This window comes from Kribbella pittospori, assembly GCF_004331465.1.
GTDB classification, from domain to species: Bacteria; Actinomycetota; Actinomycetes; order Propionibacteriales; family Kribbellaceae; genus Kribbella; species Kribbella pittospori.
Genome location: NZ_SJKB01000009.1, coordinates 84,642 through 106,079, shown reverse-complemented (window position 1 = coordinate 106,079; position 21,438 = coordinate 84,642). Strand labels below are relative to the sequence as shown.

Annotated in this window: 21 protein-coding genes; 10 read left to right on the top strand and 11 right to left on the bottom strand. The window is 68.8% G+C overall.

Annotated features, from left to right (window positions below; genetic code table 11):
• Positions 1-207 precede the first annotated feature (207 nt).
• Positions 208-1,155 carry a glutathione S-transferase family protein gene (locus tag E0H73_RS27305; protein ID WP_131361444.1) on the top strand — a complete coding sequence of 316 codons (948 nt, stop codon included), beginning with the start codon at positions 208-210 and terminating at the stop codon, positions 1,153-1,155.
• Positions 1,155-1,826 (top strand): haloacid dehalogenase type II, encoded by a 672-nt coding sequence (locus E0H73_RS27300; RefSeq protein WP_238164289.1) that lies wholly within the window; start codon positions 1,155-1,157, stop codon positions 1,824-1,826. Before E0H73_RS27305 ends, E0H73_RS27300 begins: the two co-directional genes overlap by 1 nt.
• On the opposite strand, the gene E0H73_RS27295 is transcribed toward E0H73_RS27300, so the two are convergent.
• Both E0H73_RS27295 and E0H73_RS27290 read right to left on the bottom strand, forming a co-directional pair.
• Positions 1,808-3,097, bottom strand: a complete 1,290-nt coding sequence (locus E0H73_RS27295) for an ArsB/NhaD family transporter (RefSeq protein ID WP_131361442.1) — start codon at positions 3,095-3,097, stop codon at positions 1,808-1,810. The genes E0H73_RS27300 and E0H73_RS27295 overlap by 19 nt on opposite strands.
• A gap of 46 nt (positions 3,098-3,143) precedes the next feature.
• A complete protein-coding gene (locus E0H73_RS27290) occupies positions 3,144-3,590 on the bottom strand; it encodes a CBS domain-containing protein (RefSeq protein ID WP_238164288.1) in 447 nt (148 codons plus the stop codon).
• A gap of 306 nt (positions 3,591-3,896) precedes the next feature.
• On the opposite strand from E0H73_RS27290, the gene nhaA reads away from it, so the two are divergent.
• From nhaA to E0H73_RS27275, 3 genes are all read left to right on the top strand, one after another.
• Complete coding sequence (gene nhaA / locus E0H73_RS27285) at positions 3,897-5,111, top strand: Na+/H+ antiporter NhaA (protein ID WP_131361441.1); 1,215 nt, start codon at positions 3,897-3,899, stop codon at positions 5,109-5,111.
• A gap of 83 nt (positions 5,112-5,194) precedes the next feature.
• Entirely contained in the window at positions 5,195-5,638 is a 444-nt protein-coding gene (locus E0H73_RS27280) for a phage holin family protein (protein ID WP_238164287.1), read from the top strand.
• A 53-nt stretch (positions 5,639-5,691) separates the two neighbouring features.
• Positions 5,692-6,573, top strand: coding sequence for an alpha/beta fold hydrolase (locus tag E0H73_RS27275; RefSeq protein ID WP_131361439.1), 882 nt, complete (start codon positions 5,692-5,694; stop codon positions 6,571-6,573).
• Between the two features lie 63 nt (positions 6,574-6,636).
• Here E0H73_RS27275 and E0H73_RS27270 read toward each other — a convergent pair whose 3' ends face one another.
• From E0H73_RS27270 to nth, 4 genes are read right to left on the bottom strand one after another with little or no spacing between them, the layout of a single operon-like run.
• Complete coding sequence (locus E0H73_RS27270) at positions 6,637-7,809, bottom strand: MarP family serine protease (RefSeq protein ID WP_131361438.1); 1,173 nt, start codon at positions 7,807-7,809, stop codon at positions 6,637-6,639.
• Entirely contained in the window at positions 7,806-8,576 is a 771-nt protein-coding gene (locus tag E0H73_RS27265; RefSeq protein WP_131361437.1) for an NUDIX hydrolase, read from the bottom strand. Before E0H73_RS27265 ends, E0H73_RS27270 begins: the two co-directional genes overlap by 4 nt.
• Complete coding sequence (locus tag E0H73_RS27260) at positions 8,573-9,163, bottom strand: TlpA family protein disulfide reductase (RefSeq protein ID WP_131361436.1); 591 nt, start codon at positions 9,161-9,163, stop codon at positions 8,573-8,575. The genes E0H73_RS27265 and E0H73_RS27260 overlap by 4 nt, the downstream gene beginning before the upstream one ends.
• Positions 9,160-9,936 carry an endonuclease III gene (nth, locus tag E0H73_RS27255; RefSeq protein ID WP_131361435.1) on the bottom strand — a complete coding sequence of 259 codons (777 nt, stop codon included), beginning with the start codon at positions 9,934-9,936 and terminating at the stop codon, positions 9,160-9,162. The genes E0H73_RS27260 and nth overlap by 4 nt, the downstream gene beginning before the upstream one ends.
• 134 nt (positions 9,937-10,070) lie before the next feature.
• Here nth and E0H73_RS27250 point away from each other — a divergent pair, with 134 nt between their 5' ends.
• Positions 10,071-10,748: a Crp/Fnr family transcriptional regulator gene (locus E0H73_RS27250; RefSeq protein WP_131361434.1), complete on the top strand. Its 678-nt coding sequence runs from the start codon at positions 10,071-10,073 to the stop codon at positions 10,746-10,748.
• Between the two features lie 133 nt (positions 10,749-10,881).
• Here the strand turns inward: E0H73_RS27250 and E0H73_RS27245 are convergent, their stop codons facing one another.
• The 5 genes from E0H73_RS27245 to E0H73_RS46025 all read right to left on the bottom strand — a co-directional run bounded on the left by E0H73_RS27245 (position 10,882) and on the right by E0H73_RS46025 (position 14,195).
• Positions 10,882-11,820: a type IV toxin-antitoxin system AbiEi family antitoxin domain-containing protein gene (locus E0H73_RS27245; protein ID WP_238164343.1), complete on the bottom strand. Its 939-nt coding sequence runs from the start codon at positions 11,818-11,820 to the stop codon at positions 10,882-10,884.
• Between the two features lie 142 nt (positions 11,821-11,962).
• Positions 11,963-12,739 carry an MBL fold metallo-hydrolase gene (locus E0H73_RS27240; RefSeq protein WP_131361432.1) on the bottom strand — a complete coding sequence of 259 codons (777 nt, stop codon included), beginning with the start codon at positions 12,737-12,739 and terminating at the stop codon, positions 11,963-11,965.
• Positions 12,736-13,566 carry an NUDIX hydrolase gene (locus E0H73_RS27235; RefSeq protein ID WP_131361431.1) on the bottom strand — a complete coding sequence of 277 codons (831 nt, stop codon included), beginning with the start codon at positions 13,564-13,566 and terminating at the stop codon, positions 12,736-12,738. The genes E0H73_RS27240 and E0H73_RS27235 overlap by 4 nt, the downstream gene beginning before the upstream one ends.
• 9 nt (positions 13,567-13,575) lie before the next feature.
• A complete protein-coding gene (locus E0H73_RS27230; RefSeq protein ID WP_131361430.1) occupies positions 13,576-14,037 on the bottom strand; it encodes a RidA family protein in 462 nt (153 codons plus the stop codon).
• Positions 14,034-14,195 carry a Sp36 family protein gene (locus tag E0H73_RS46025; RefSeq protein ID WP_165553378.1) on the bottom strand — a complete coding sequence of 54 codons (162 nt, stop codon included), beginning with the start codon at positions 14,193-14,195 and terminating at the stop codon, positions 14,034-14,036. Before E0H73_RS46025 ends, E0H73_RS27230 begins: the two co-directional genes overlap by 4 nt.
• 62 nt (positions 14,196-14,257) lie before the next feature.
• On the opposite strand from E0H73_RS46025, the gene bagA reads away from it, so the two are divergent.
• The 4 genes from bagA to E0H73_RS27210 all read left to right on the top strand — a co-directional run bounded on the left by bagA (position 14,258) and on the right by E0H73_RS27210 (position 21,437).
• Positions 14,258-15,208, top strand: coding sequence for an ATPase BagA (bagA, locus tag E0H73_RS27225; RefSeq protein ID WP_131361429.1), 951 nt, complete (start codon positions 14,258-14,260; stop codon positions 15,206-15,208).
• Positions 15,209-15,281: 73 nt separating this feature from the next.
• The gene (gene bagB / locus E0H73_RS27220; protein WP_131361428.1) at positions 15,282-16,403 is read left to right on the top strand and encodes an ArsA family ATPase; all 1,122 of its coding nucleotides are present in this window, start codon (positions 15,282-15,284) and stop codon (positions 16,401-16,403) included.
• A gap of 124 nt (positions 16,404-16,527) precedes the next feature.
• Entirely contained in the window at positions 16,528-18,879 is a 2,352-nt protein-coding gene (gene lon / locus E0H73_RS27215; RefSeq protein ID WP_131361427.1) for an endopeptidase La, read from the top strand.
• A 143-nt stretch (positions 18,880-19,022) separates the two neighbouring features.
• The gene (locus tag E0H73_RS27210; RefSeq protein WP_131361426.1) at positions 19,023-21,437 is read left to right on the top strand and encodes a penicillin-binding protein; all 2,415 of its coding nucleotides are present in this window, start codon (positions 19,023-19,025) and stop codon (positions 21,435-21,437) included.
• Position 21,438: the final 1 nt, after the last annotated feature.

Genomic DNA, 21,438 nt, shown 5'->3' with positions numbered 1-21,438 from the left:
CAGTATCCCTGCGAATGTGCCCGGCAAACCGGTTGCCGGGGGGCGCGTGCCGCGGTCGTGGTCCTGATCGTTCGAGTTGCTCCGGCCGACCGCGACAGCGCTGTCCCGGACGACCTTGTCAGCCAGACTGTAACGTCAGTTACCGGCTCACGGCCAGTGAGCGTCCGCGCCCGGGCGATTCGGCCGGCGGGGGGTAGTTTTACCGTTATGAGCCCCGCACAGTTCGTGAAGGAAAGCTCAGTACCCGGCGAATGGAAGCGCCAGGGCAACCGATTCACCGGCCGGATCGCACGCGATTCCACCGCCGGTCCGGGCGAGGGTCCCGACGAGCAGGATCGCTGGCCGGTCGAGCCGGGTAGGTACCGGCTGGTGGTCAGCCTGGCGTGTCCGTGGGCGCACCGGTCGGTGATCGTGCGCAAGCTGCTCGGCCTCGAGGATGCGATCAGCCTGGCGATCGTCGACCCGATCCGGGATGAGCGCGGCTGGCGGTTCACTCTCGATCCGGACGGGCGTGATCCGGTGCTCGGTATCGAGTTCCTGGCCGACGCGTACCGGCGGACCGACCCGACGTACGAGGGTCGCGTCACGGTGCCGTCGATCATCGACACCGTCACCGGGCTCGTCGTCACCAACGACTACCCGCAGATCACGCTCGACCTGTCGACCGAGTGGCCCGACCACCATCGCGAGGGTGCGCCGCAACTGATCCCCGCGGACCGCGCCGAGATGGACGAGCTGATCGAGGACATCTACCGGGACGTGAACAACGGCGTCTACCGCTGCGGCTTCGCGAGCACGCAGGAGGCGTACGAGGCGGCGTACGACGCTCTGTTCGCACGGCTCGACGTACTCGAGCAGCGGCTGGCGGATCGGCCGTACCTGCTCGGCGACACGCTGCGCGAGGTCGACATCCGGCTGTTCACCACGCTGGTCCGCTTCGATGCGGTCTATCACGGTCACTTCAAGGCCAACCGCAACAAGCTGATCGAGTTCCCCAACCTCTGGGCGTACGCCCGCCGCCTGTACCAACTCCCGGCCTTCGGCGACACGGTCGACTTCGACCAGATCAAGCGCCATTACTACCTGACCCACGAAAACCTCGACCCGACCGGCATCGTCCCGAAGGGCCCCGATCCCCGCGTCTGGACGCGATGATGATCGACGTACTGCTGCTCGACGTCAACGAGACGCTGTCCGATCTGGAGCCGCTTCGGGACAGGTTCGTCGCGGCTGGACTGCCCGCGCACAGCCTGGACGCGTGGTTCGCTGCCACGCTGCGGGACGGCTTCGCGCTGACCGCGGCCGGGGCGTACGCGGATTTCCGCGCGATCGGAGGTGACGTGCTGGCGGCGCAGTTGGCCGACGCCGGCATCGAGCCGACCGGGGAGCGGATCGACGGCGTACTGTCCGGATTCACCCGGCTCGCCTTGCATCCCGATGTGGAGCCCGCGCTGCGGCGGCTGCACGAGCGTGGCCTGCGGATTGTCACGCTGACCAACGGTTCGGTGGCGATGTCCGAGCGGATGTTCGCCGACGGCGGGATCCTGCCACTGCTCGAGCATCGGCTGGACGTCAGCGCACCGCAGCGCTGGAAACCACACCCGGACGCCTATCGGTACGCCGCCGAGGTGTGCGGCGTACCCGTCGAACGGATGGGCCTTGCCGCGGTGCATCCGTGGGACGTCGACGGTGCCCGGCGAGCCGGGTTGCAGGGGTACTACATCGACCGGCGCAGGACGCCGTACCCGAAGGCCTTCCTCCCACCCGACCTCGCGGTAGCGGACTTCGAAGGGCTCGCGGATGCCCTTCAGGCGAAGGCGAAGTAGCGCAGCCAGAGGTACGGCGCCGCGACGGCGATAGTGATCGCGGTGATCACCAGGCCCTTGCGGGTGAAGTCCCAGAAGCTGATCGGATGGCCGGCCCGCAGCGCCAGTCCGATCACGACGACGTTCGCGCTCGCCCCCACCGCGGTGGCATTCCCGCCGAAGTCGGCGCCGATCGCGAGCGCCCACCACAGTGCGTTCGCCTGCGCCGGATCGGCGACGCCGTGGGTGAGCTGGAGCACGACCGGACTCATGGTCGCGACGTATGGAATGTTGTCGATGATGCCGGACAGCACCGCGGAGACGACCAGGACCAGCATCGTCGTGAGCAGGGTGTGCCCTTGGGTTGCCGAGCCGAGCCATCCGGCCAGATCCGAGATCACGCCGGTCTTCACCAGCGCACCCACCATCACGAACAGACCGGCGAAGAACAGCAGCGTCTGCCACTCGACGCTCGCCATGTAGTACCGCGTCGGGACCTTCGAGATCAGCACCAGTACACCGGCGCCGAGCAGCGCGACCACGGACGGCTCGATGTGGAACAGCGAGTGCCCCACGAAGCCGACGAAGACCAGCAGCAGGACCGCACCGCTCTTCAGCAGCAGGGCCCGGTCCTCGATCGCCTCGCGCTCGTTCAACCGCAGCACGTCACCGACCCGCTCCGGGTCGACCGCGAAGGATCCCTTGAACAGCCAGGGCAGCACGAGCGTGAACACGACCAACTCGATCACCACCAGCGGCGTCATGTGGATCAGGAAGTCGTTGAAGGTCAGCCCCGAGCGGCTCGCGATGATGATGTTCGGCGGATCACCGATCAGGGTCGCGGCGCCGCCGATGTTCGACGCCATCACCTCGGCGATCAGGAACGGGACCGGATCGATGCCGAGCCGGTCGCAGACCAGCAGCGTGACCGGCGCGATCAGCAGCACCGTGGTCACGTTGTCGAGGAAGGCGGACGCGGTCGCGGTGATCAGGGTCAGCAGGATCATCACCCGCAGCGGCGAGCCCTTGGCCCGTTTCGCCGCCCAGATCGCGACGTACTCGAACACACCGGTCCGGCGCAGGATGCCGACGATCACCATCATCCCGAACAGCAGGAAGACGACGTCCCAGTCGATCCCGGTGTCGGGCGAGTAGAACGCGTGGTCGGAGTCCGTCACACCGAGCGCGAGCAGGACGCCGGCGCCGCCGAGCGTGGCCAGCAGTCGGTGCGTCCACTCGGTCGCGATCAGCACGTACGCGACGACGAACACCACGATCGCGATCACCGTCATCGCGGCGTCCCGGCGTACGACCAGAGCCCCGGCCGACCGGGACGGGTCAGTGCGGGGTGATGGCCAGCTCGAGCAGGCGGGACGCGGTGATCGCGCCGATGATGTGGCGATCGCGGACGACGGCGACCAGCGGACAGCGCAGACGGGCCATGATCGCGGCGATCTCGAGGATCGTGTCGTCGTGATTGACCACGGGGATCTCCCGCGGTTCGTCCGGCAGCAGCCTGCGCACCGGCACCCCGGCCAGCTTGTCCGCGACCCGGTCCGCCAGCGGCTCGTCGATCACCCGGGCCAGCGACGGGTCGTCCTGGACGTAGCTCGGCACCAGGAAACGCACCACCTGCGAGGCCGGGAGGACGGCGTACGGGCTGCCGTCGGGCCGTGTCACGATCAGGCCTGGCAGTCGCCGGCGGGCCAGCAGCTCGACCGCATGCCGGGCGTCGTCGTCCAGACTGACCACCGGGAAGTCCTCGGCCATCTGCTCTCCGTGCACGCTTGCAGCGTACGCCGGGAGCACGGTGCGCAGTGACGTCTCTCACACGGCTCTGACGGGCAGTGCGCACTCGACCTCCCGGGGCAACGGCGACCAGCCCGCGCCCGGCGTGGACACGGGTCTGCCGACCAGACTTCCCGGCGCACCGGTGCCAACCCTGCCCCAATCCACCTACCGAGGCAAACACCAACAGTTAGAATCAGGGGTCGGATTCGCCGGCCGACGGACCCGGCGACTCGATTTCACGGTGTGCCGGGAAGTCTGGTCGGCAGCGTCCGAACGACCCCGAAACAAAGGGCCTCGAGCATGAGCCAGACTCCGCGGATCCGGCAGAAGAAGCGCGCTTTTCCCAGGATCCTGGGACGAGAACGTGCTTTCCTGGCCGACACGCTCCGTGCCGAGACGACGGGTGGGCTGCTGCTGCTCGGCGCGGCCGTGATCGCCCTGGTCTGGGCCAACTCTCCCTGGCAGGACGCCTACCATCAGCTGCTCGAATTCGACCTCGGTCCGCTCACCGTCGAGGCCTGGGCCTCTGACGGGGCTCTCACGCTGTTCTTCTATCTGGCCGGCGTCGAGCTGAAGCGTGAGTTCGTGGTCGGCACGCTGTCGCGGGTCAGCGAGGCGGTGGTTCCGGTGGCCGCGGCGCTGGCCGGAATGGTGCTCCCGGCAATCATCTACCTCGCGATCAACCTGACCGCCGAAGACGGACGGCCGCACGGCTGGGCGGTGCCGACGGCAACGGATATCGCGTTCGCGCTCGCCGTACTGGCGATCGTCGGCTCGTCGCTGCCGAGCGCACTGCGAGCCTTCCTGCTCACGCTTGCGGTGGTGGACGACTTCGGCGCCATCCTGGTGATCGCCGTGTTCTTCTCGCACGGTTTCCACCTGCTCTCGCTGCTCGCCTCGGCTGCTCTGATCGCGGTCTGGTATGTGCTCCAGCGTCGCCGCGTCCGTACGCCGTTCCTGTACGTCCCGATCGCGGTCGGGGCCTGGTGGTTCATGCACGAGTCGGGGATCCACGCAACGATCGCCGGCGTCGCACTCGGCCTGGTCACGCGCGTCGTCCCCGATCCGGGTGAGGAGCATGCGCCCGCCGAGCGGATCGAGCACCGGCTCCGCCCGTGGTCCGCGGGTGTCGCCGTACCGGTGTTCGCGCTGTTCGCCGCCGGGGTGACGTTGAGCGGGAACGCCGTCCGCGAGCTGCTCACCGATCCGGTCGCGATCGGGGTGGTCGCCGGGCTGCTGTTCGGCAAGATGATCGGCGTGTTCGGCGGGTCGTGGATGACCGCTCGCTTCACCCGGGCCGAGCTGAACTCCGACCTGTCCTGGCGGGACGTCGGTGCGGTGTCGGTGCTGGCCGGCATCGGGTTCACCGTCGCTCTGCTGATCGCCGGGCTGGCATTCGGCGACGACATCGCGCAGGTCGAACGGGCCAAGGCCGCCGTACTGGTCGCCTCGGTGTTGTCCGCCCTGATCGCCGCGGGGTTGCTGTTCCGCCGCAACCGCGCGTACGCCGACTGAGCCGGGCTCCGCCAGATGCATGGGGTTGGGTAACGGCGGCGGTAGTGTCGGGGCCACGGACCGGTGGAAGGAGTGCCATGTCGATGGGGCAGAACGGGGACGAGCCCACGGTCGGCCAGCTCGTCGCGAACGCCAGCAAGGACCTGTCCAACCTGGTCCGCGGTGAGATCGAGCTGGCGAAGACCGAGCTGAAGAAGTCCGCGGTCAAGGCCGGCACCGGCGCGGGCCTGTTCGCCGGCGCGGCCTTCCTGGCGCTGCTGGCGATCGTCCTGCTGTCCATCGCGTTGGCGTACGCGTTCAACGCGCTCGGCCTGCACCCGGCGCTCGCCTTCCTGGTCACCGCCGGGATCTACCTGGTGATCGCCGCCGTGCTGGTGCTGATCGGCAGGCGGTCCCTCGGCAGCGCGAAGGGTCCGGAGCGCACGATCCAGACGTCGAAGGAGTCGGTCGAGGCACTCAAGGCGATCGGCAAGGGCGACGAGGCGAACCTCCCCACCGCCCGTCCTGAGCCCGGCGGACGGCGCTGAGTCCGGCGGGAGTCGTCGACCTGCTGGTCGACGGGCCATGGTCGCACTCGCTGGTGGCGGCCAACGGAGCACGGTTCCACGTCGCCGAGTGTGGAGCGGCCGACGATCCACTGGTCCTGTTCCTGCACGGCTTTCCCGAGTTCTGGTGGGCCTGGCGTCATCAGCTCCCGGTAGTTGCCGCGGCCGGCTACCGCGCCGTCGCGATGGACCTGCGTGGGTACGGCGCCAGCGACAAGACCCCACGCGGTTACGACCCCTACACCGCTGCCGCTGATGTCTCCGGTGTGATCCGCTCGCTGGGTTCCACCGATGCCGTCGTTGTCGGTCACGGCTGGGGTGGCTTCATCGGCTGGTCGGCCGCCGTACTCGCGCCGCGTCAGGTCCGGGCGCTGGCCGCGGTCTCGGCACCACACCCGCTGTTGCTGGCCCGGTCCGGTCAGCCGAAGGCGTTGACGCGCACCGCGTGGTTCCAGCTGCCGATCCTGCCCGAGCGTCGCCTGCTCGCCCAGGACGGCATGCACATCGAACAGCTCCTCCGCGCGTGGGCGGCGCCTGGCGGCAGCTTCCCGGACGCCGAGGCGTCCCGCCGCTATCGCGCCGCCTTGCAGGTCTGGCCGGCACCGCACTGTGCACTCGAGTACCACCGCTGGTTCGTCCGGTCGCGGCTGCGCCCTGACGGTCGCAAGTACTCGGCCAGGATGCGTACGCCGATCGCCGTGCCCGTGCTGCAGATCTATGGGGCACAGGACGCGGCGGTGTCGCCGACGGCTGTCACCCCTCCGCGCCTGATCACGGCACCGCTGCGCCACGATCTGCTCACCCCGTCGGGCCACTTCCCGCACGAGGAAGCGCCGGACCTGTTCAACACCCAACTCGTGGACTGGCTGGCGTCCCTCCGGGGGTCGAGCACCGGACGGACGCCTGCCGCCCGGTGAGTTCCAGGAGCGCCCCCGCACCCGAGCGGTTGACGCGCCGTCGAACTTCCGACCCAGGACACTTCAAGTGCAGGTTTGGGTGGAGACTTCCTGGGTGGCGTTGGCGCCGTCTCGGGCGTCGTCGGCGACCTGTTCGGCGGTCAGGACGTAGCCGGTCCGGTTGTCCTCGACCGATGCCGCGAACACCACGCCGTACACGGTGCCCTTGGACGACAGCAGCGGGCCGCCGGAGTTGCCCGGCCGGACCGAGGCCCAGATCGAGAAGGCCTGCCGGGTGACCGTGCGGTCGCCGTAGATGTCCGGACCGCGGAGCCGCTCCTCGGACCGGATCCGGGCCGGCTCGGAGTCGAACGGGCCGTTCTCCGGGTAGCCGAGCACGACCGCCGGGTCGTCCGCCTTGCCGTTCAGGTCGAAGTTCAGCGGCGCCATGTCCAGCTTGGGCACGTACAGCACCGCGATGTCGACCTCGGGGTCGAACAGTACGACGGTCGCCTCGTACGACTTCCCGTTCACCTCGACCTGCGGCGACCCGACACCGGCGACGACGTGTGCGTTGGTCATCACCCGCTGCGGCGCGTACACGAACCCGCTGCCCTCGAGGCCGCGCGAGCAACTCGCGACCCCGGTGACCTTGGCGATCCGGGTGTAGGCCTGCCGGACCTGCGGCTGCCGGGCGATCGCGGAGTCCGGCGGTTGTGTCTCGCGGATCCGCTCCGGCACGAACGGGTCGAGGAAGCGCGGGAACAGGTCGGTGTTGACGACGTCGTTGAACGCCTGCAGAGCCTGGTCGGCGCGGCTCGGCAGCACCTGGTCGACCTTCGCCAGGACCTGCGAGCCGCGGACGGCGGACGTCACGCTCGGGATCCGCGCGCCGCTCACCGCGACACCGAGCACCCACGAGACGATCAGCACCGACACCGCCGCCAGCGCGGCACCACCGAGCGCATCGACGGCCTTGACCGGCCGCCAGGTCATCTTGTTTCTGAGTCTGGACCCCAGGAGCGCACCTATCGTCCGCCCGATCGACGCGAGCACGACGACCAGCACCAGCGCGGCGAACGAGACCGAGACGCTCGGCGAGAAGTTGTCCAGCACCCGCGGTACGCCCCAGACGCCGACCGCGGCACCGGCGAGCAGGCCGATCGTGGCGCAGGCACCGAGGACGAATCCCTCGATGTACCCCGAGATCGCCACCAGCGCGGTGATGATCAGCAGCGCGTAGTCGAGCTTGCTCACTCCACACCTTCCGACTCGTCACCGTCCGGCCGGCCGAGGTCGTGCTCGATGGCGGTCAGCCGCCGCACGTCCTCCGGTCGTCGACCCTCACTCCGCCAGGCCGCTTCGACCAGTCGGTCGGGCAACGGTACGACGACCGAGGGGTCCCAGTCGCGCGCCCAGCCTCCCAGCACCAGCAATTTGTCCAGCAGCCCGGCGGTGAAACCCCAGATGTAGAGATCGCCGACGGTGAACGCCGGCCCGGTGAATCCGGACGGGTGCAGGCAGCTGATCCGGTTCGCCGGATCGACCAGCGCGCTGACGGGCACGGTGTGCACTGACGCGACCTCGGCCGGGTCGACCACTGCGACCGGCGACGGCTCCCGCCACCAGGCAAGCACCGGCGACACCCCGAAGTTGCTCACCGGCACCCAGAGCGCGGGCCAGATCGCGAACGGCACGACGCCGGCCGGGTCCAGGCCGGTCTCCTCCTCAGCCTCCCGCAAGGCGGTCCGCACCAGACCCTCGTCACCGGTGCCGTCCTCCGGATCGACGCCGCCACCCGGGAACGCCATCTGCCCGGCGTGCCGGCGCAACGTCCAGGCCCGCTCGGTCAGCAGCACCTCCGGCCCGTCGTTGCCATCGGCAAGCAAGATCAGAACGGCGGACTGCCGCACGGACGGATCGTCCGGCGGCAGGAAGCGGGACAACAGCTTCGGGTCGACCTCCTCGGACGCCTTCGCCAGCGGCTGCAGCCAGTCCGGGATCTCCACACCGTCGAACGTCACAGCGTGACCCCCAGCTTCTCCAGCAGCAGGTCATCCAGCTGCTGCTGGGAGGTGAAGGGGCCGTGGTGGACGTAGGCGATCGCGCCGTCGGAGTCGACGAAGACGCTGATCGGTGGCCCGCCGATCTTGAACGGCCCGCGCAGATGCTTGTCCGCATCGACCAGGTGCGGATAGCTGAGCTGGTGATCGGCGGCGAACTTCACCGCCAGCTCGGCCCGCGGATCGTCGTAGTCGATCCCGAGCAGCTGCACCTTGCCGGTCGCGCGCCTCGCCAGATCCGACAGGTACGGCGCTTCTTCGCGGCACGGAGTGCACCACTGGGCCCAGACGTTGATGACGAGCGGGCCGCGGAGGTCCGCGAGCCTGATGTCGGGCCCGCTGCCCAGGCAGGGCAGGCTGACGTCCGGAAGTCCGTTGCTGACCGGCGGTTTCGACTCGGTCGACGGGCAGGCCGCCAGCTTGTCGGCGCCGGCGACCGCCGGCCGGGTGGCCGAATCGGTCGCGCTCGACTGGTCGGATCCACACGACGCCAGGAGCAGTCCGGCGACAAGCCAGCCGACCGCCCACAGCGTCGTACGCACTCTCATGCCGGGACCTTCACCAGCTTCGCCGCGGCCTCGGGGTTGGTCGGGCCGGTGCCGTACGACGGGCACCACTGGGCCACCGGGCAGGCGCCACAGGCCGGCTTCTTGGCGTGGCAACGACGGCGGCCGTGGAAGATCAGCCGGTGCGAGAGCATCGTCCAGTCCTTCTTCGGGAACAGGTCGCCGATGATGTGCTCGACCTTGACCGGGTCCTGCTCGGTGGTCCAGCCGAACCGGCGTACCAATCGGCCGAAGTGGGTGTCGACGGTGATCCCGGGGATGTTGAAAGCGTTGCCGAGCACCACGTTCGCCGTCTTGCGGCCGGTGCCGGGCAGCTTCACCAGCTCGGACAGCTTGTTCGGTACGACGCCGTCGTAGTCGTCGACCAGGGCCTGGCCGAGCTTCATCACGCTGTTGGTCTTGGCCCGGAAGAAGCCGGTCGGCTTGAGGATCGCCTCCAGCTCCTCCCGGTCCGCCTCCGCATAGGCCTGGGCGTTCGGGTACTTCGCGAACAGGCCCGGGGTCACCTTGTTCACCAGTACGTCGGTGGTCTGGGCCGACAGGATGGTGGCCACCAGCAACTCGAGCGGGGTGGTGAAGTCCAGCTCGCAGTGAGCGTCCGGATACGTCTCGGTGAGCACCTTGTGCATCTTCCGGGCCCGGCGGACCAGCTGGGTGTGCGTCTCGTCGACGAAGACCGGCGCCTTGCGAGGCAGCTTCAGAGGTACTGTCGGCAGCGGCCCTGGGACCGGAGCCGCGACACGCGGGGATGGCATGCAGGACAGCCTACGTGGCGGGTCCGACACCCGAGGGGCTACGGTTTTGGGGCAACCGGGTGTGCACGACCCGGTGCCGGGCGGGGTCGAACCCCCACCCGCAAGTCGTGGTCGAAGGTCCTAGGAGGCCCAAAGTGGATGCCGCAGTGCTCCGACAGGCACCGCTGTTCAGTCAGCTCGACGACGAGGCGGCCGACGCCCTGGCCGCCTCGATGACCGAGAACCGGCTGCGCCGCGGCCAGGTGCTGTTCCACGAGGGCGACTCCGGCGACAGGCTGTTCGTGGTCGTCGAGGGCAAGGTCAAGCTGGGCCGGACCTCGGCCGACGGCCGGGAGAACCTGATCGCGGTCCTCGGCCCGGGTCAGATGTTCGGCGAGCTGTCCCTGTTCGACCCGGGACCGCGCTCTGCGACGGTCACCGCGGTCACTGACGCCTCACTGATGTCGCTGACCCACGACGAGCTGCTGCGGTGGCTGGCCGGCCGCCCCGAGGTTGCCCGCGGCCTGCTGCTCCAGCTGGCCTCCCGGCTGCGCAAGGTCTCCGACGTGGTCGCCGACCTGGTGTTCTCCGACGTACCGGGCCGGGTCGCGAAGGCCCTGCTCGACCTGGCCAGCCGCTTCGGACGCACCGCCGACGACGGCGTACACGTCCACCACGACCTCACCCAGGAGGAACTGGCCCAACTCGTCGGCGCCTCCCGCGAGACCGTCAACAAGGCCCTCGCCGACTTCGCCTCCCGAGGCTGGGTCCGCCTGGAGCCCCGCTCCGTCGTACTCCTCGACGTAGACCGCCTCCAACGCCGAGCCCGCTAACCGTTCAGAGCCCCGACCACGCGAGGGGATATCCCGCCGAGCTGTGGGTCCTCTGCTCGTATGCGAGGGGAGAACCCGCAGGTCGCGGGGATATCTCCTGGTACGTGGATATCCCCGCGTACGTCGGGTGGCCTTAGGCGGCGCGCTTCTCGCGGGTGAGCGCTTGCCGGACCGTCGCCATCAGGTGTGCAGGACGGCTGAGGTCCGACCAGTCGGTTCGTACGACGTGGAGGCCGAGCGCCCGCAGCCGGTCCTCCCGGCGCTTCTCCCGGATCAGCACGCCGGACCCCGCACCGTCGTACTTCAGTTGACCGTCGAACTCCACCACCGTGTCGTACTCGGGGAAATGGAAGTCGACCCGGCCAACGAATCCATCGGCGTCGTGGAATTCTGCCTGCAGCGAGGGCTCGGGGAGTCCGTGCTCGCGCAGCAGGACACGCAGTCGCGACTCACCGACCGACTCGGAGAGCCTGTTGCCGAACCGCAGCGCCGCCCGCGCGGTTGGACCACCGGGCCAGAACTCGGATACCCGCAGCAGGTTCTGAACGGCTTCGTCGCCGATGTCGTGCTCACGCAGGGCTGCGTCGATGCTCACGACACCCACCTCGAAGGACGTCGTACAGGCCGATTCGACCATCGCGCGAGGAACGGTGGTGACCAAGCGGCCCTCGACCTCCGTCAGATCTGCATCCGTCAGCTTCCCGAGGTGATGCTGTACGCCGGCCACGAGGCCACCGGACTGCCCGTCCAGGCTGTTGACATGGACTCGGCTGAGATCCAGTCCCCACAGCGGTAGGCCATGGAGCACGAGAGCCGACTGATGGCTCACGGCAACCGAGCCGGCTCGCAGGCAATTCATCACAGCATGCAGCCGGCGGCGATGCTCCCACCGCACCCGGTCCCAGGACCTCGTGGCCGACAGGTCCACCGGTTCGGCGTACTGGCCACGCCGGATCCGCTCCCAGCGGCCTTCGGCCAGGTAGCGGACGATCTGGTCGGGTGTGCAGCCGCTGTCCAGGGCTTGCCGGCGACTGAAGACGCCGCCCTGCTGCGCGGCGATCAGCCTGAGCATCGCGTTCACCCGTCAAGCGTCGGCCAACGCGCCTTCGTGTGGCGTGCATCGCCCAGATCTGTGGATAACCCCGCGAGGGGATATCCACTCCAGTTGTGGGTTCTCTGCTCTTATACGAGGGGAGAACCCACGACGCGAAGGGTTATCCGTTCAAATAGTCCAGTTGGGCGCGGACTGAGCGCTCGGCTGCGGGCCATAGGCTGCGGTCTACGTCGGTGTAGACGTGTTCGACGACTGCTGCTGGGGTGGTGTGGCCTGCGGCTATCGCCGCGCGGACCTGGTCCAGGCGTTCGTGGCGGTGGTCCAGGTAGTAGGTGAGGACGGCCGTGGGGTCGTCGATGACTGGGCCGTGGCCGGGGAGTAGGCGGTCTACGTCGGCTGGGGAGTTCGCGAAGGCGCGGAGGCGCTCGAGGGAGTCGAGATAGGGGCCTAGGGCACCGTCTGGGTGGGCCACGACGGAGGTGCCGCGGCCCAGGACGGTGTCTCCGGTGAGGAGTGAGCCGTCTTGCGGGAGCCAGAAGCAGACCGAGTCGAGCGTGTGGCCGGGCGTCGGGAGAACCTCGATGCGGAGGCCGCCGGCCGTGATCACGTCGCCTTCAGCGAGGCCGTGCGCGTGGTCGGTGGGGATCCGGAACGCAGGATCGACCGAGCGCACCCCGCAGTTCGCCCGGTTCGCGAACCAGGCCGCGCCCTCGGAGTGGTCCGGGTGTTTGTGAGTGAGCAGTACGACGGCCACGTCGCCGGCGGCATCGAGCACAGCCTGCAGGTGCTCCTCCAGCAGCGGACCGGGATCGACCACGACAGACCGATCCGCGTCAGGCGCTCGCAGGATCCACGTGTTGGTGCCGTCCAGCGTCATCGGTCCCGGGTTCGCGGCCAGCACGCGGGCGGCGTACGGCGTCACCTGCTCGACTGTCATGTGGTCTCCAAATAGGCCTGGTCGCCCTCGACGCGTACGGCGGGCAGCACCGGCCGGATCTCGCGGTCACCTGCCGCGGCCAGGATCGTCGCCACGTCGTCGTACGGCGTGAGGTCCCGGCAGCAGACGTACGTCGGAGGCAGCATCAGCAGCTCACCCGCGTGCACCGCGGCGACGGCGTCGGCCGGGCGCATCCAGGCGACCTGGTCGGACTCGCTTGTCACGTCCCGGGTGATCTGGCCGATCGGGAGTGCTGCGACGAAGAAGCGGGTGTCGTACCGCCGTGGCTCGAACTCGGGGGTGATCCAGTGCGCCCACGCGCCGAGCAGATCAGCCCGCAGCACCAGCCCGCGCCGGTGCAGGAAGTCGGCGAACCCCAGCTCGCGCGACTCCAGCGCGACCCGGTCGGCCTCCCAGCCGTCGCCGGTGGTGTCGTCGACGACCGACTCACTCGACGGCCCAGCTAGGAGTACGCCGGACTCCTCGAACGTCTCGCGTACAGCGGCCGCGACAAAGGCAGCCGCGGCTTCGGCTGAGCACCCCATCCGGGCCGCGAACCACTCCGGCGGCGGACCGGACCACGAGTCGGCGACGGTGGAGTCGGTCGGATCGACCCGCCCGCCGGGGAAGACGGTCATCCCGGCCGCGAACGCCATCGACTGCTGCCGCCGGAGGAGGTAGACCTCCGGTCCGGCGGCAGTGTCGCGCAGCAGGATCACCGTCGACGCCGGCCGCGGGTCGACCGGCGTACGGGCCTCACGGACGTAGGCGAGGGCAGCCTCCGCCATCCGTCCGGACAGCAGTTCAGAATCCAGATCGCGGACCATGCCGAGCCGTCAGGCGACCTCGACGATCAGCTCGACCTCGACCGGCGCGTCCAGCGGCAGCACCGGCACGCCGACGGCGCTCCGCGCGTGCTGGCCGGCCTCGCCGAAGACCTGGCCGATGAGCTCGGACGCACCGTTGGCGACCTGCGGCTGACCGGTGAAGTCGGGCGTTGAGGCGATGAACGCGACCACCTTGACGACGCGGGCCACGTTGGTCAGGTCACCGATCTGCGCCTTGACCGCGGCCAGCGCGTTCAGAGCGCACTGCTGGGCGCAGTCGCTCGCGACCTCGGCGCTCACCTCGCCGCCGACCTTGCCGGTGGCGATCAGCGTGCCGTCACGCAGCGGCAGCTGGCCGGAGGTGTAGACGAGGTTGCCGGTCCGAACGGCCGGCACGTACGCCGCCACCGGCTTGGCCACGTCGGGCAGCTTGAGGCCGAGCTCGGTCAGCTTCTCCTCGGGGTGGCTCATTTGTCCTCGATCTCCCGCTTGAAGTAGGCGACCAGGTTCTCCGGGTTCAGGCCCGGGACGACCTGGACCAACTCCCAGCCGTCCTGGCCGAAGTTGTCCAGGATCTCCTTGGTCGAGTGGACCAGCAGCGGTGCGGTGAAGTACTCGAACTTCTTCATGAGGTGGACTCTAACGGGCGCCTCCCCCGGTGTGGTGTGGCCCACGTCCTACCCTGGAGACCATGGCGAGGCTGCACGTGGTGACCGGCAAGGGCGGCACCGGGAAGACGACCGTTGCGGCTGCCATGGCACTCGCGCTGGCCGAGCAGGGCAAGCGGATCCTGCTGGTCGAGGTGGAAGGCAGGCAAGGGCTTGCCCAGCTCTTCGACATCCCGCCACTGCCGTACGTCGAGACCCGGATCGCGCAAGGTCCGGGCGGCGGCGAGGTGTTCGCGCTGGCCGTCGACGCCGAGGCCGCGCTGCTGGAGTACCTCGACATGTACTACCACCTGGGCCGGGCCGGGAAGGCGCTCGACAAGGTGGGCGCGATCGACTTCGTCACCACGATCGCCCCTGGCCTGCGCGACGTACTGCTGACCGGCAAGGTCTACGAGGCGACCCGGCGCAAGTCGCACGGGCGCCTCGCGTACGACGCCGTCGTACTGGACGCACCGCCGACCGGGCGGATCGCCCGGTTCCTGAACGTGAACCACGAGGTCGCCGATCTGGCCAAGGTCGGGCCGATCCGCAACCAGGCCGACGCGATCATGGGCATGCTGCGCTCGGACGTGACCCGGATCCACCTGGTCACGCTGCTGGAGGAGATGCCGGTCCAGGAGACGCTGGACGCAGTCGAGCACCTGGAGGAGCTGGACCTGCGGATCGGTTCGATCGTCGTGAACATGGTCCGCAACAGCCCACTCGACGACGAGGCGATCGCCCTTGCGGTGAAGGAGAAACTGCCCGCGGCCGAGATCTCCCGGGGACTGCGTGCCGCCGGTGTTGCCGTCAGTAAGCAGCTGGTCGACACCCTGGTCGCGGAGGCACACGACCACGCCGTCCGAATCGGCCTGGAACGCGAGAATCGCGACCGGATCGATGCCCTCGGCAAGCACGTGACCGAGCTGGAACTGCAGCCGGAGGGAATCGACCACGGCACCCTGATCGACCTGGCCGAGGAGTTTCGCCGATGAAGGAGCGGAGCGAGTTCATCATTAGGCACAGCACGAAGCCGTCATCCGCGCCCGCAGCGAAGCGAGGACGCGGATGACTGAGCTGGATCTGGATGCACTGATCGACGACCCGGGGACGCGCATCGTGGTCACCTGTGGCTCCGGTGGGGTCGGCAAGACGACCACGGCCGCGGCGCTCGGGCTGCGGGCCGCCGAACGCGGGCGGAAGGTCGTCGTACTGACGATCGACCCGGCCCGGCGGCTGGCGCAGTCGCTCGGGCTGACCGAGCTGGACAACACCCCGCGCGGGGTGGCCGGCGTCCACCCGGCGAACGGCGGCCGGCTGGACGCGATGATGCTGGACATGAAGCGGACCTTCGACGAGGTCGTGCTCGCCCACGCGACACCGGAGAAGGCCGAGCAGATCCTGGCGAATCCCTTCTACGTCGCGCTGTCGTCGTCGTTCGCGGGGACGCAGGAGTACATGGCGATGGAGAAGCTCGGCCAGTTGCACAAGCAGGCGGAGCAGTCCGGCGACTGGGACCTGATCGTCGTCGACACCCCGCCGTCGCGATCGGCGCTGGATTTCCTGGACGCACCGGAGCGGTTGGCTTCGCTGCTGGAGGGACGGTTCCTGCGGTTGCTGCTGGCACCTGCACGCGGACCGTTCCGGCTGATGTCGGCCGGGGTGAACATGGCCATGTCGGTGCTGAACAAGGTGCTCGGTGCGCAGGTGCTGACCGACGTACAGACGTTCGTTGCGGCGTTCGACACACTGTTCGGCGGCTTCCGGCAGCGGGCCGAGCGGACGGTGGCGCTGCTGCGTGAGCCGCACACGGCGTTCCTGGTGGTTGCGGCTCCGCAGAACGACGCGCTGCGGGAGGCGTCGTACTTCACGGAGCGGTTGCGCGAGGAGAGCATGCCGCTCGCCGGCGTCGTACTGAACCGCGTGACCAACACCCATGTGCCGGATCTGTCGGCCGAGCGGTCACTGGGCGCGGCAGAGCGGCTGGAGGAGGCGGACAAGTCGCCGCTGACCGCCGCCGTACTGCGGTTGCACGCCGACAAGATGCAGCAGGTCGTCGGGGACCACAAGCGGGCCGACCGATTCCGCCGCGGCCACCGCGCTATCCCGACGGTGGAGGTTCCGGCCCTCGCCGACGACGTCCACGACCTCACCGGCCTGCGCCTGATCGGCGACCTGCTCACCGCCTGAGACCGGGGCGCTACACCCGGTACGCCGGTTTTCACTGTCAGCGAACGCCGGAAGCGGCGGGAATGACCAGGTGAGGGCCATGGTTGAGCCTGTCAGACTCAATCTTTCGTAAGGGTGTGACAGCGTGACCGATACGTTGAATCTTCCTGTTCTGCCGCTGGACGACGTCGTGGTCCTGCCGGGAATGGTCGTGCCGGTCCGACTGGCCGACCCGGAGGCACGGGCGGCGATCGACGCCGCGCAGGCCTCTGGCCAGGACCAGGTGTTGCTGGTACCGCGGCTGGACGGGAAATATGCCAAGGCCGGGACGCTCGGTGAGATCGAGCAGATCGGCCGGCTGCCGGGCGGTGCCCAGGCGGCCGTGATCCGTGGGACCTCGCGGGTCCTGATCGGCGCCGGGACCACCGGTCCGGGTGCCGCGCTGTGGGTCGGCGCAACCGAGCTGCACGAGATCACCGACTCCAGGTCGGCCGAGCTCGCCCGCGAGTACAAGACCCTGATGACCTCGGTGCTGCAGCGTCGCGGCGCCTACCAGGTCATCGACTCCGTGAAGCAGGTGAACGACCCGGCGGAGCTGTCCGACCTGGCCGGCTACGCGTCGTACCTGACCAACGAGCAGAAGTCCTGGCTGGTGGAGAACGCGAACGTCTCCGAGCGGCTGGAGAAGCTGATCGGCTGGGTGAAGGACCACCTGGCCGAGCTCGAGGTCTCCGAGACGATCCAGAAGGACGTCCAGGAGGGTATGGAGAAGCAGCAGCGGGAGTTCCTGCTGCGCCAGCAGATGGCCGCGATCCGCAAGGAACTGGCCGAGCTGGACGGCAAGGCCGAGTCCGAGGAAGAGGACTACCGGGCCCGCGTCGAGGCTGCCGACCTGCCAGAGCACGTCCGCAAGGCCGCGCTCGCCGAGGTCGACAAGCTGGAGCGGACCGCAGAGCAGTCCCCCGAGGTCGGCTGGATCCGGACCTGGCTGGACACCGTTCTCGAGCTGCCGTGGAACGAGCGGACCGAGGACAGCTACGACATCCGCGACGCGCGGGCCGTGCTGGACGCGGACCACTCCGGTCTGGACGACGTCAAGGAGCGCATCACCGAGTACCTGGCCGTACGGCGCCGCCGCGCGGACCGTGGCCTCGGCGTGGTCGGTGGACGCCGCAGTGGCGCCGTACTGGCCCTGGTCGGTCCGCCTGGTGTGGGTAAGACCTCGCTGGGTGAGTCCGTGGCGCGGGCGATGGGCCGCAAGTTCGTCCGGGTCGCCCTGGGCGGCGTGCGGGACGAGGCCGAGATCCGCGGTCACCGGCGGACGTACGTCGGTGCGCTGCCGGGCCGGATCGTCCGGGCCATCACCGAAGCCGGGTCGATGAACCCGGTGGTGCTGCTGGACGAGATCGACAAGGTGGGTGCGGACTACCGGGGTGACCCGACGGCCGCTCTGCTGGAGGTCCTCGACCCGGCGCAGAACCACACCTTCCGGGACCACTACCTGGAGGTCGAGCTGGACCTGTCCGACGTGGTCTTCCTGGCCACGGCGAATGTGCTGGACTCCATCCCGGCGCCGCTGCTGGACCGGATGGAACTGGTGCAGCTGGACGGGTACACCGAGGACGAGAAGGTCGTCATCGCCCGTGACCACCTGCTCCCGCGTCAGCTGGAGCGGGCGGGCCTGACGGCGGACGAGGTGACCATCGAGGACTCGGCGCTGCGACTGCTGGCCGGTGAGTACACACGCGAGGCCGGCGTACGCCAGCTGGAGCGGGGAATCTCGCGGGTCCTGCGCAAGGTGACGGCCAAGCTCGCCCTGGGCGAAGACGTCGGCAACCTGACCATCGGCTCCGGGGACCTGAAGCAGTACCTGGGTTCGCCGAAGTTCACTCCGGAGTCGGTCGAGCGTACGGCGCTTCCGGGTGTGGCTACCGGACTGGCGGTGACCGGTGCGGGTGGTGACGTGCTCTTCGTCGAGGCGTCGCTGGCCGACAAGGAGACCGGCCCGACCGGAGTCACGCTGACCGGACAACTCGGTGACGTGATGAAGGAGTCGGCGCAGATCGCCCTGTCGTACCTGCGCTCGCACGGCGCGGAGCTGGGGCTGCCGGTCGGCGATCTGGCCGAGCGGAACGCCCACATCCACGTCCCGGCCGGTGCCGTCCCGAAGGACGGACCGTCGGCGGGTGTCACGATGACGACCGCACTGGCGTCGCTGCTGTCCGGGCGGCCGGTCCGCTCGGAGGTCGCGATGACCGGTGAGGTGTCACTGACCGGACGGGTCCTCCCGATCGGTGGGGTGAAGCAGAAGCTGCTCGCCGCACACCGGGCCGGGCTGACCACGATCCTGATCCCGAAGCGGAACGAGCCGGACCTGGAAGACGTACCGGAGTCCGTGCTCGCGGAGCTGACCGTCCACCCGGTCAGCGACGTCCGCGAGGTGCTCGACCTGGCCCTCGAACCGGCCCAGGTGAACGCACACCAGTACGCCGCCTGACCGGCGTACGACCGGAGGGCCCGAGCACTTCGCTCGGGCCCTCCTCCTTTCGGATGAAACCTTTCCGACACGCCCCGCGCGGCGTGATTGAACTCACATTCACCCCGGTAACCCAACCAGGCGATCCCGTAGTCTCTATAACCATGCGCGTCAGGGAAAAGGGCGACCGGGGAGTCGTCCAATCTGTGGTTCTGTTCCTCGGGGTGAGCGTGCTGTCGGGGGCCTTGGCCGCCGGTCTTGCCATCCCGTTCGCCGGCCTGGCCGGGTTCACCACCGAGAAGACCACACAGACCCTGCAGGACCTGCCGCAGCAGTTCGACGAGGTCCCGCTCAAGCAGAAGAGCACCATCCTGGCCGCCGACGGTTCGCTGATCGCCACGCTGGCCGAGCAGAACCGGGTGCCGATCTCGCTCAACAAGGTCGCGCCGATCATGCAGAAGGCGATCGTCGCGATCGAGGACGACCGGTTCTACGAGCACGGCGCGCTGGATGCCAAGGGCACGCTGCGCGCTCTGCTGCAGAACCACTCCGAGGGCACGGTCCAGCAGGGCGGTTCCAGCATCACCCAGCAGTACGTGAAGATCAGCCTGGTCGAGAAGGCGAACACGCCCGAGGAGGTCGCGGCCGCCACCGCCGACACCTACCAGCGCAAGGTCGCCGAACTGCGCTACGCGATCGCGGTCGAGAAGCAGTACTCGAAGAACGAGATCCTGGAGAAGTACCTCAACCTCGCGAACTTCGGTGATGGTGCCTGGGGCATCGAGGCGGCCTCGCTGCACTACTTCTCCGTGCACGCCTCCCAGCTGACGCTGCCGCAGGCCGCGCTGCTGGCCGGCCTGGTGAAGAACCCGACGGGCTACGACCCGACGAACAACATGAAGCGGGCCAAGGACCGCCGCGACGTCGTCATCCGCCGGATGCTCGAGCTGAAGGTGATCTCGCTCGCCCAGGCGAACGCGGCGCTGAGGACCCCGGTGATCAACCCGGCCAAGGTCCGGCCGAACAAGCTCGGCTGCGCGAACGGTCCGTACCCGTTCTACTGCGAGTACATCGTCTCCCAGCTCGAGGACAACAAGGCCTTCGGCAAGGACCGGACCAGCGCCGCCAACTACCTGAAGACCGCCGGTCTCACCATCCGCACCTCCCTGGACCCGAAGATGCAGAAGGCCGCGCAGAAGTCGATCGACCAGCACACCAAGAAGGGTGACCAGGCGATCGCCGCGATCACCATCGTCGAGCCCGGCACCGGGCTGGTGAAGGCGATGGTGCAGAGCAAGCCGTACGGCAGCAAGAAGGGCCAGACGTCGTACAACTACAACGTCGAGAAGTCCTACGCCGGTGGGTACGGCGGCTTCCAGAACGGTTCGACGATGAAGGCCTTCACGATCGCGGCCGCGATCCAGAAGGGCTTCCCGCTCACCTACAAGATCAACTCGCCGAACAGCCTCCCGCTGGGCGGCAAGAAGTGGACCACCTGCACCGGGCACGTCACCGCCGAGAAGGGGTACACCCCGGGCAACTCGACCACGAACGTGGCCGATCCGACCATGATCCAGGCGGCGCAGAGGTCGACCAACACCTACTTCCTGCAGCTGTCGCAGCAGGTCGGACTGTGCCCGATCGCAACGATCGCGTCGAAGCTCGGTATGTACGACGCCCAGTCGGGCGACCCGCTCGGCCAGTACCCGTCGATGACGCTTGGCGTCGGCTACGTGACCCCGCTACAGCTGTCGAACGCGTACGCCGCCTTCGCGGCGCGGGGCATGTACTGCAAGCCGTGGCTGGTCACCTCGGTGAAGGACGCGGCCGGCAAGGCGATGAGTACGCCCGGCGCGGACTGCAAGCAGGTGCTGGCCCCGGAGGTCGCCGACGGCGTCAACGAGGTCCTGCACATGGTGATGGAGCCGGGCGGTACAGGCCAGCACCTGAAGTTCGGCAACAGCGATCTGGCCGGCAAGACCGGAACGATCCAGGACGCCAAGGCGGTCTGGTACGCCGGTTACTCGTCCAAGCTCGCCTCCGCCGCGGTCGTGGCCGACGCGTCGCCGCCGTACAAGCGGCTCGTCGGCCAGACGCTGGACGGCCACGACATCGGCGAGGCCTCTGGCTCCGGGACCGCGGGTCCGCTGTGGGAGACCGCTCTGCAGGGCGCGCTCCAGGGCCTCCCGACCACCCACTTCACCAAGCCGTCCGACAAGACCATGCGCGGCGACGTGAAGGACCTGCCCTTCGTCAACGGGATGAACCCGGACGACGCCGCCAACAAGCTGCGTCAGGCCGGCTTCGACGTGGAGATCGCGTCCGGCACAGTCAACTCCGAGGAGACCGCGGGCACGGTCGCCTACACCAGCCCGCGGCAGCGCGACGGTGCGCCGGAGGGCTCGAAGGTGACGATCTTCGTCTCCAACGGCAGCAAGAAGAACGAGCCCCAGAACTCTCCGAAGCCGCCGCAGAACACGACCAAGCCCCCCGGCGGACCGATCACGATCGACCCCAACTGCCCGCCGTGGAACCCGAAGTACCCGAAGTGCGGTGGCGGAGGCCACGGCCCGGGATAAG

Coding starts and splice junctions, on each gene's coding strand:
- E0H73_RS27305 (WP_131361444.1), top strand. CDS start 208: ATGAGCCCCGCACAGTTCGTGAAGGAAAGCTCAGTACCCGGCGAATGG.
- E0H73_RS27300 (WP_238164289.1), top strand. CDS start 1,155: ATGATCGACGTACTGCTGCTCGACGTCAACGAGACGCTGTCCGATCTG.
- E0H73_RS27295 (WP_131361442.1), bottom strand. CDS start 3,097: ATGACGGTGATCGCGATCGTGGTGTTCGTCGTCGCGTACGTGCTGATC.
- nhaA (WP_131361441.1), top strand. CDS start 3,897: ATGAGCCAGACTCCGCGGATCCGGCAGAAGAAGCGCGCTTTTCCCAGG.
- E0H73_RS27280 (WP_238164287.1), top strand. CDS start 5,195: ATGGGGCAGAACGGGGACGAGCCCACGGTCGGCCAGCTCGTCGCGAAC.
- E0H73_RS27260 (WP_131361436.1), bottom strand. CDS start 9,163: ATGAGAGTGCGTACGACGCTGTGGGCGGTCGGCTGGCTTGTCGCCGGA.
- nth (WP_131361435.1), bottom strand. CDS start 9,936: ATGCCATCCCCGCGTGTCGCGGCTCCGGTCCCAGGGCCGCTGCCGACA.
- E0H73_RS27245 (WP_238164343.1), bottom strand. CDS start 11,820: ATGCTCAGGCTGATCGCCGCGCAGCAGGGCGGCGTCTTCAGTCGCCGG.
- E0H73_RS27240 (WP_131361432.1), bottom strand. CDS start 12,739: ATGACAGTCGAGCAGGTGACGCCGTACGCCGCCCGCGTGCTGGCCGCG.
- E0H73_RS27235 (WP_131361431.1), bottom strand. CDS start 13,566: ATGGTCCGCGATCTGGATTCTGAACTGCTGTCCGGACGGATGGCGGAG.
- E0H73_RS27230 (WP_131361430.1), bottom strand. CDS start 14,037: ATGAGCCACCCCGAGGAGAAGCTGACCGAGCTCGGCCTCAAGCTGCCC.
- E0H73_RS46025 (WP_165553378.1), bottom strand. CDS start 14,195: ATGAAGAAGTTCGAGTACTTCACCGCACCGCTGCTGGTCCACTCGACC.
- bagA (WP_131361429.1), top strand. CDS start 14,258: ATGGCGAGGCTGCACGTGGTGACCGGCAAGGGCGGCACCGGGAAGACG.
- bagB (WP_131361428.1), top strand. CDS start 15,282: ATGACTGAGCTGGATCTGGATGCACTGATCGACGACCCGGGGACGCGC.
- E0H73_RS27210 (WP_131361426.1), top strand. CDS start 19,023: ATGCGCGTCAGGGAAAAGGGCGACCGGGGAGTCGTCCAATCTGTGGTT.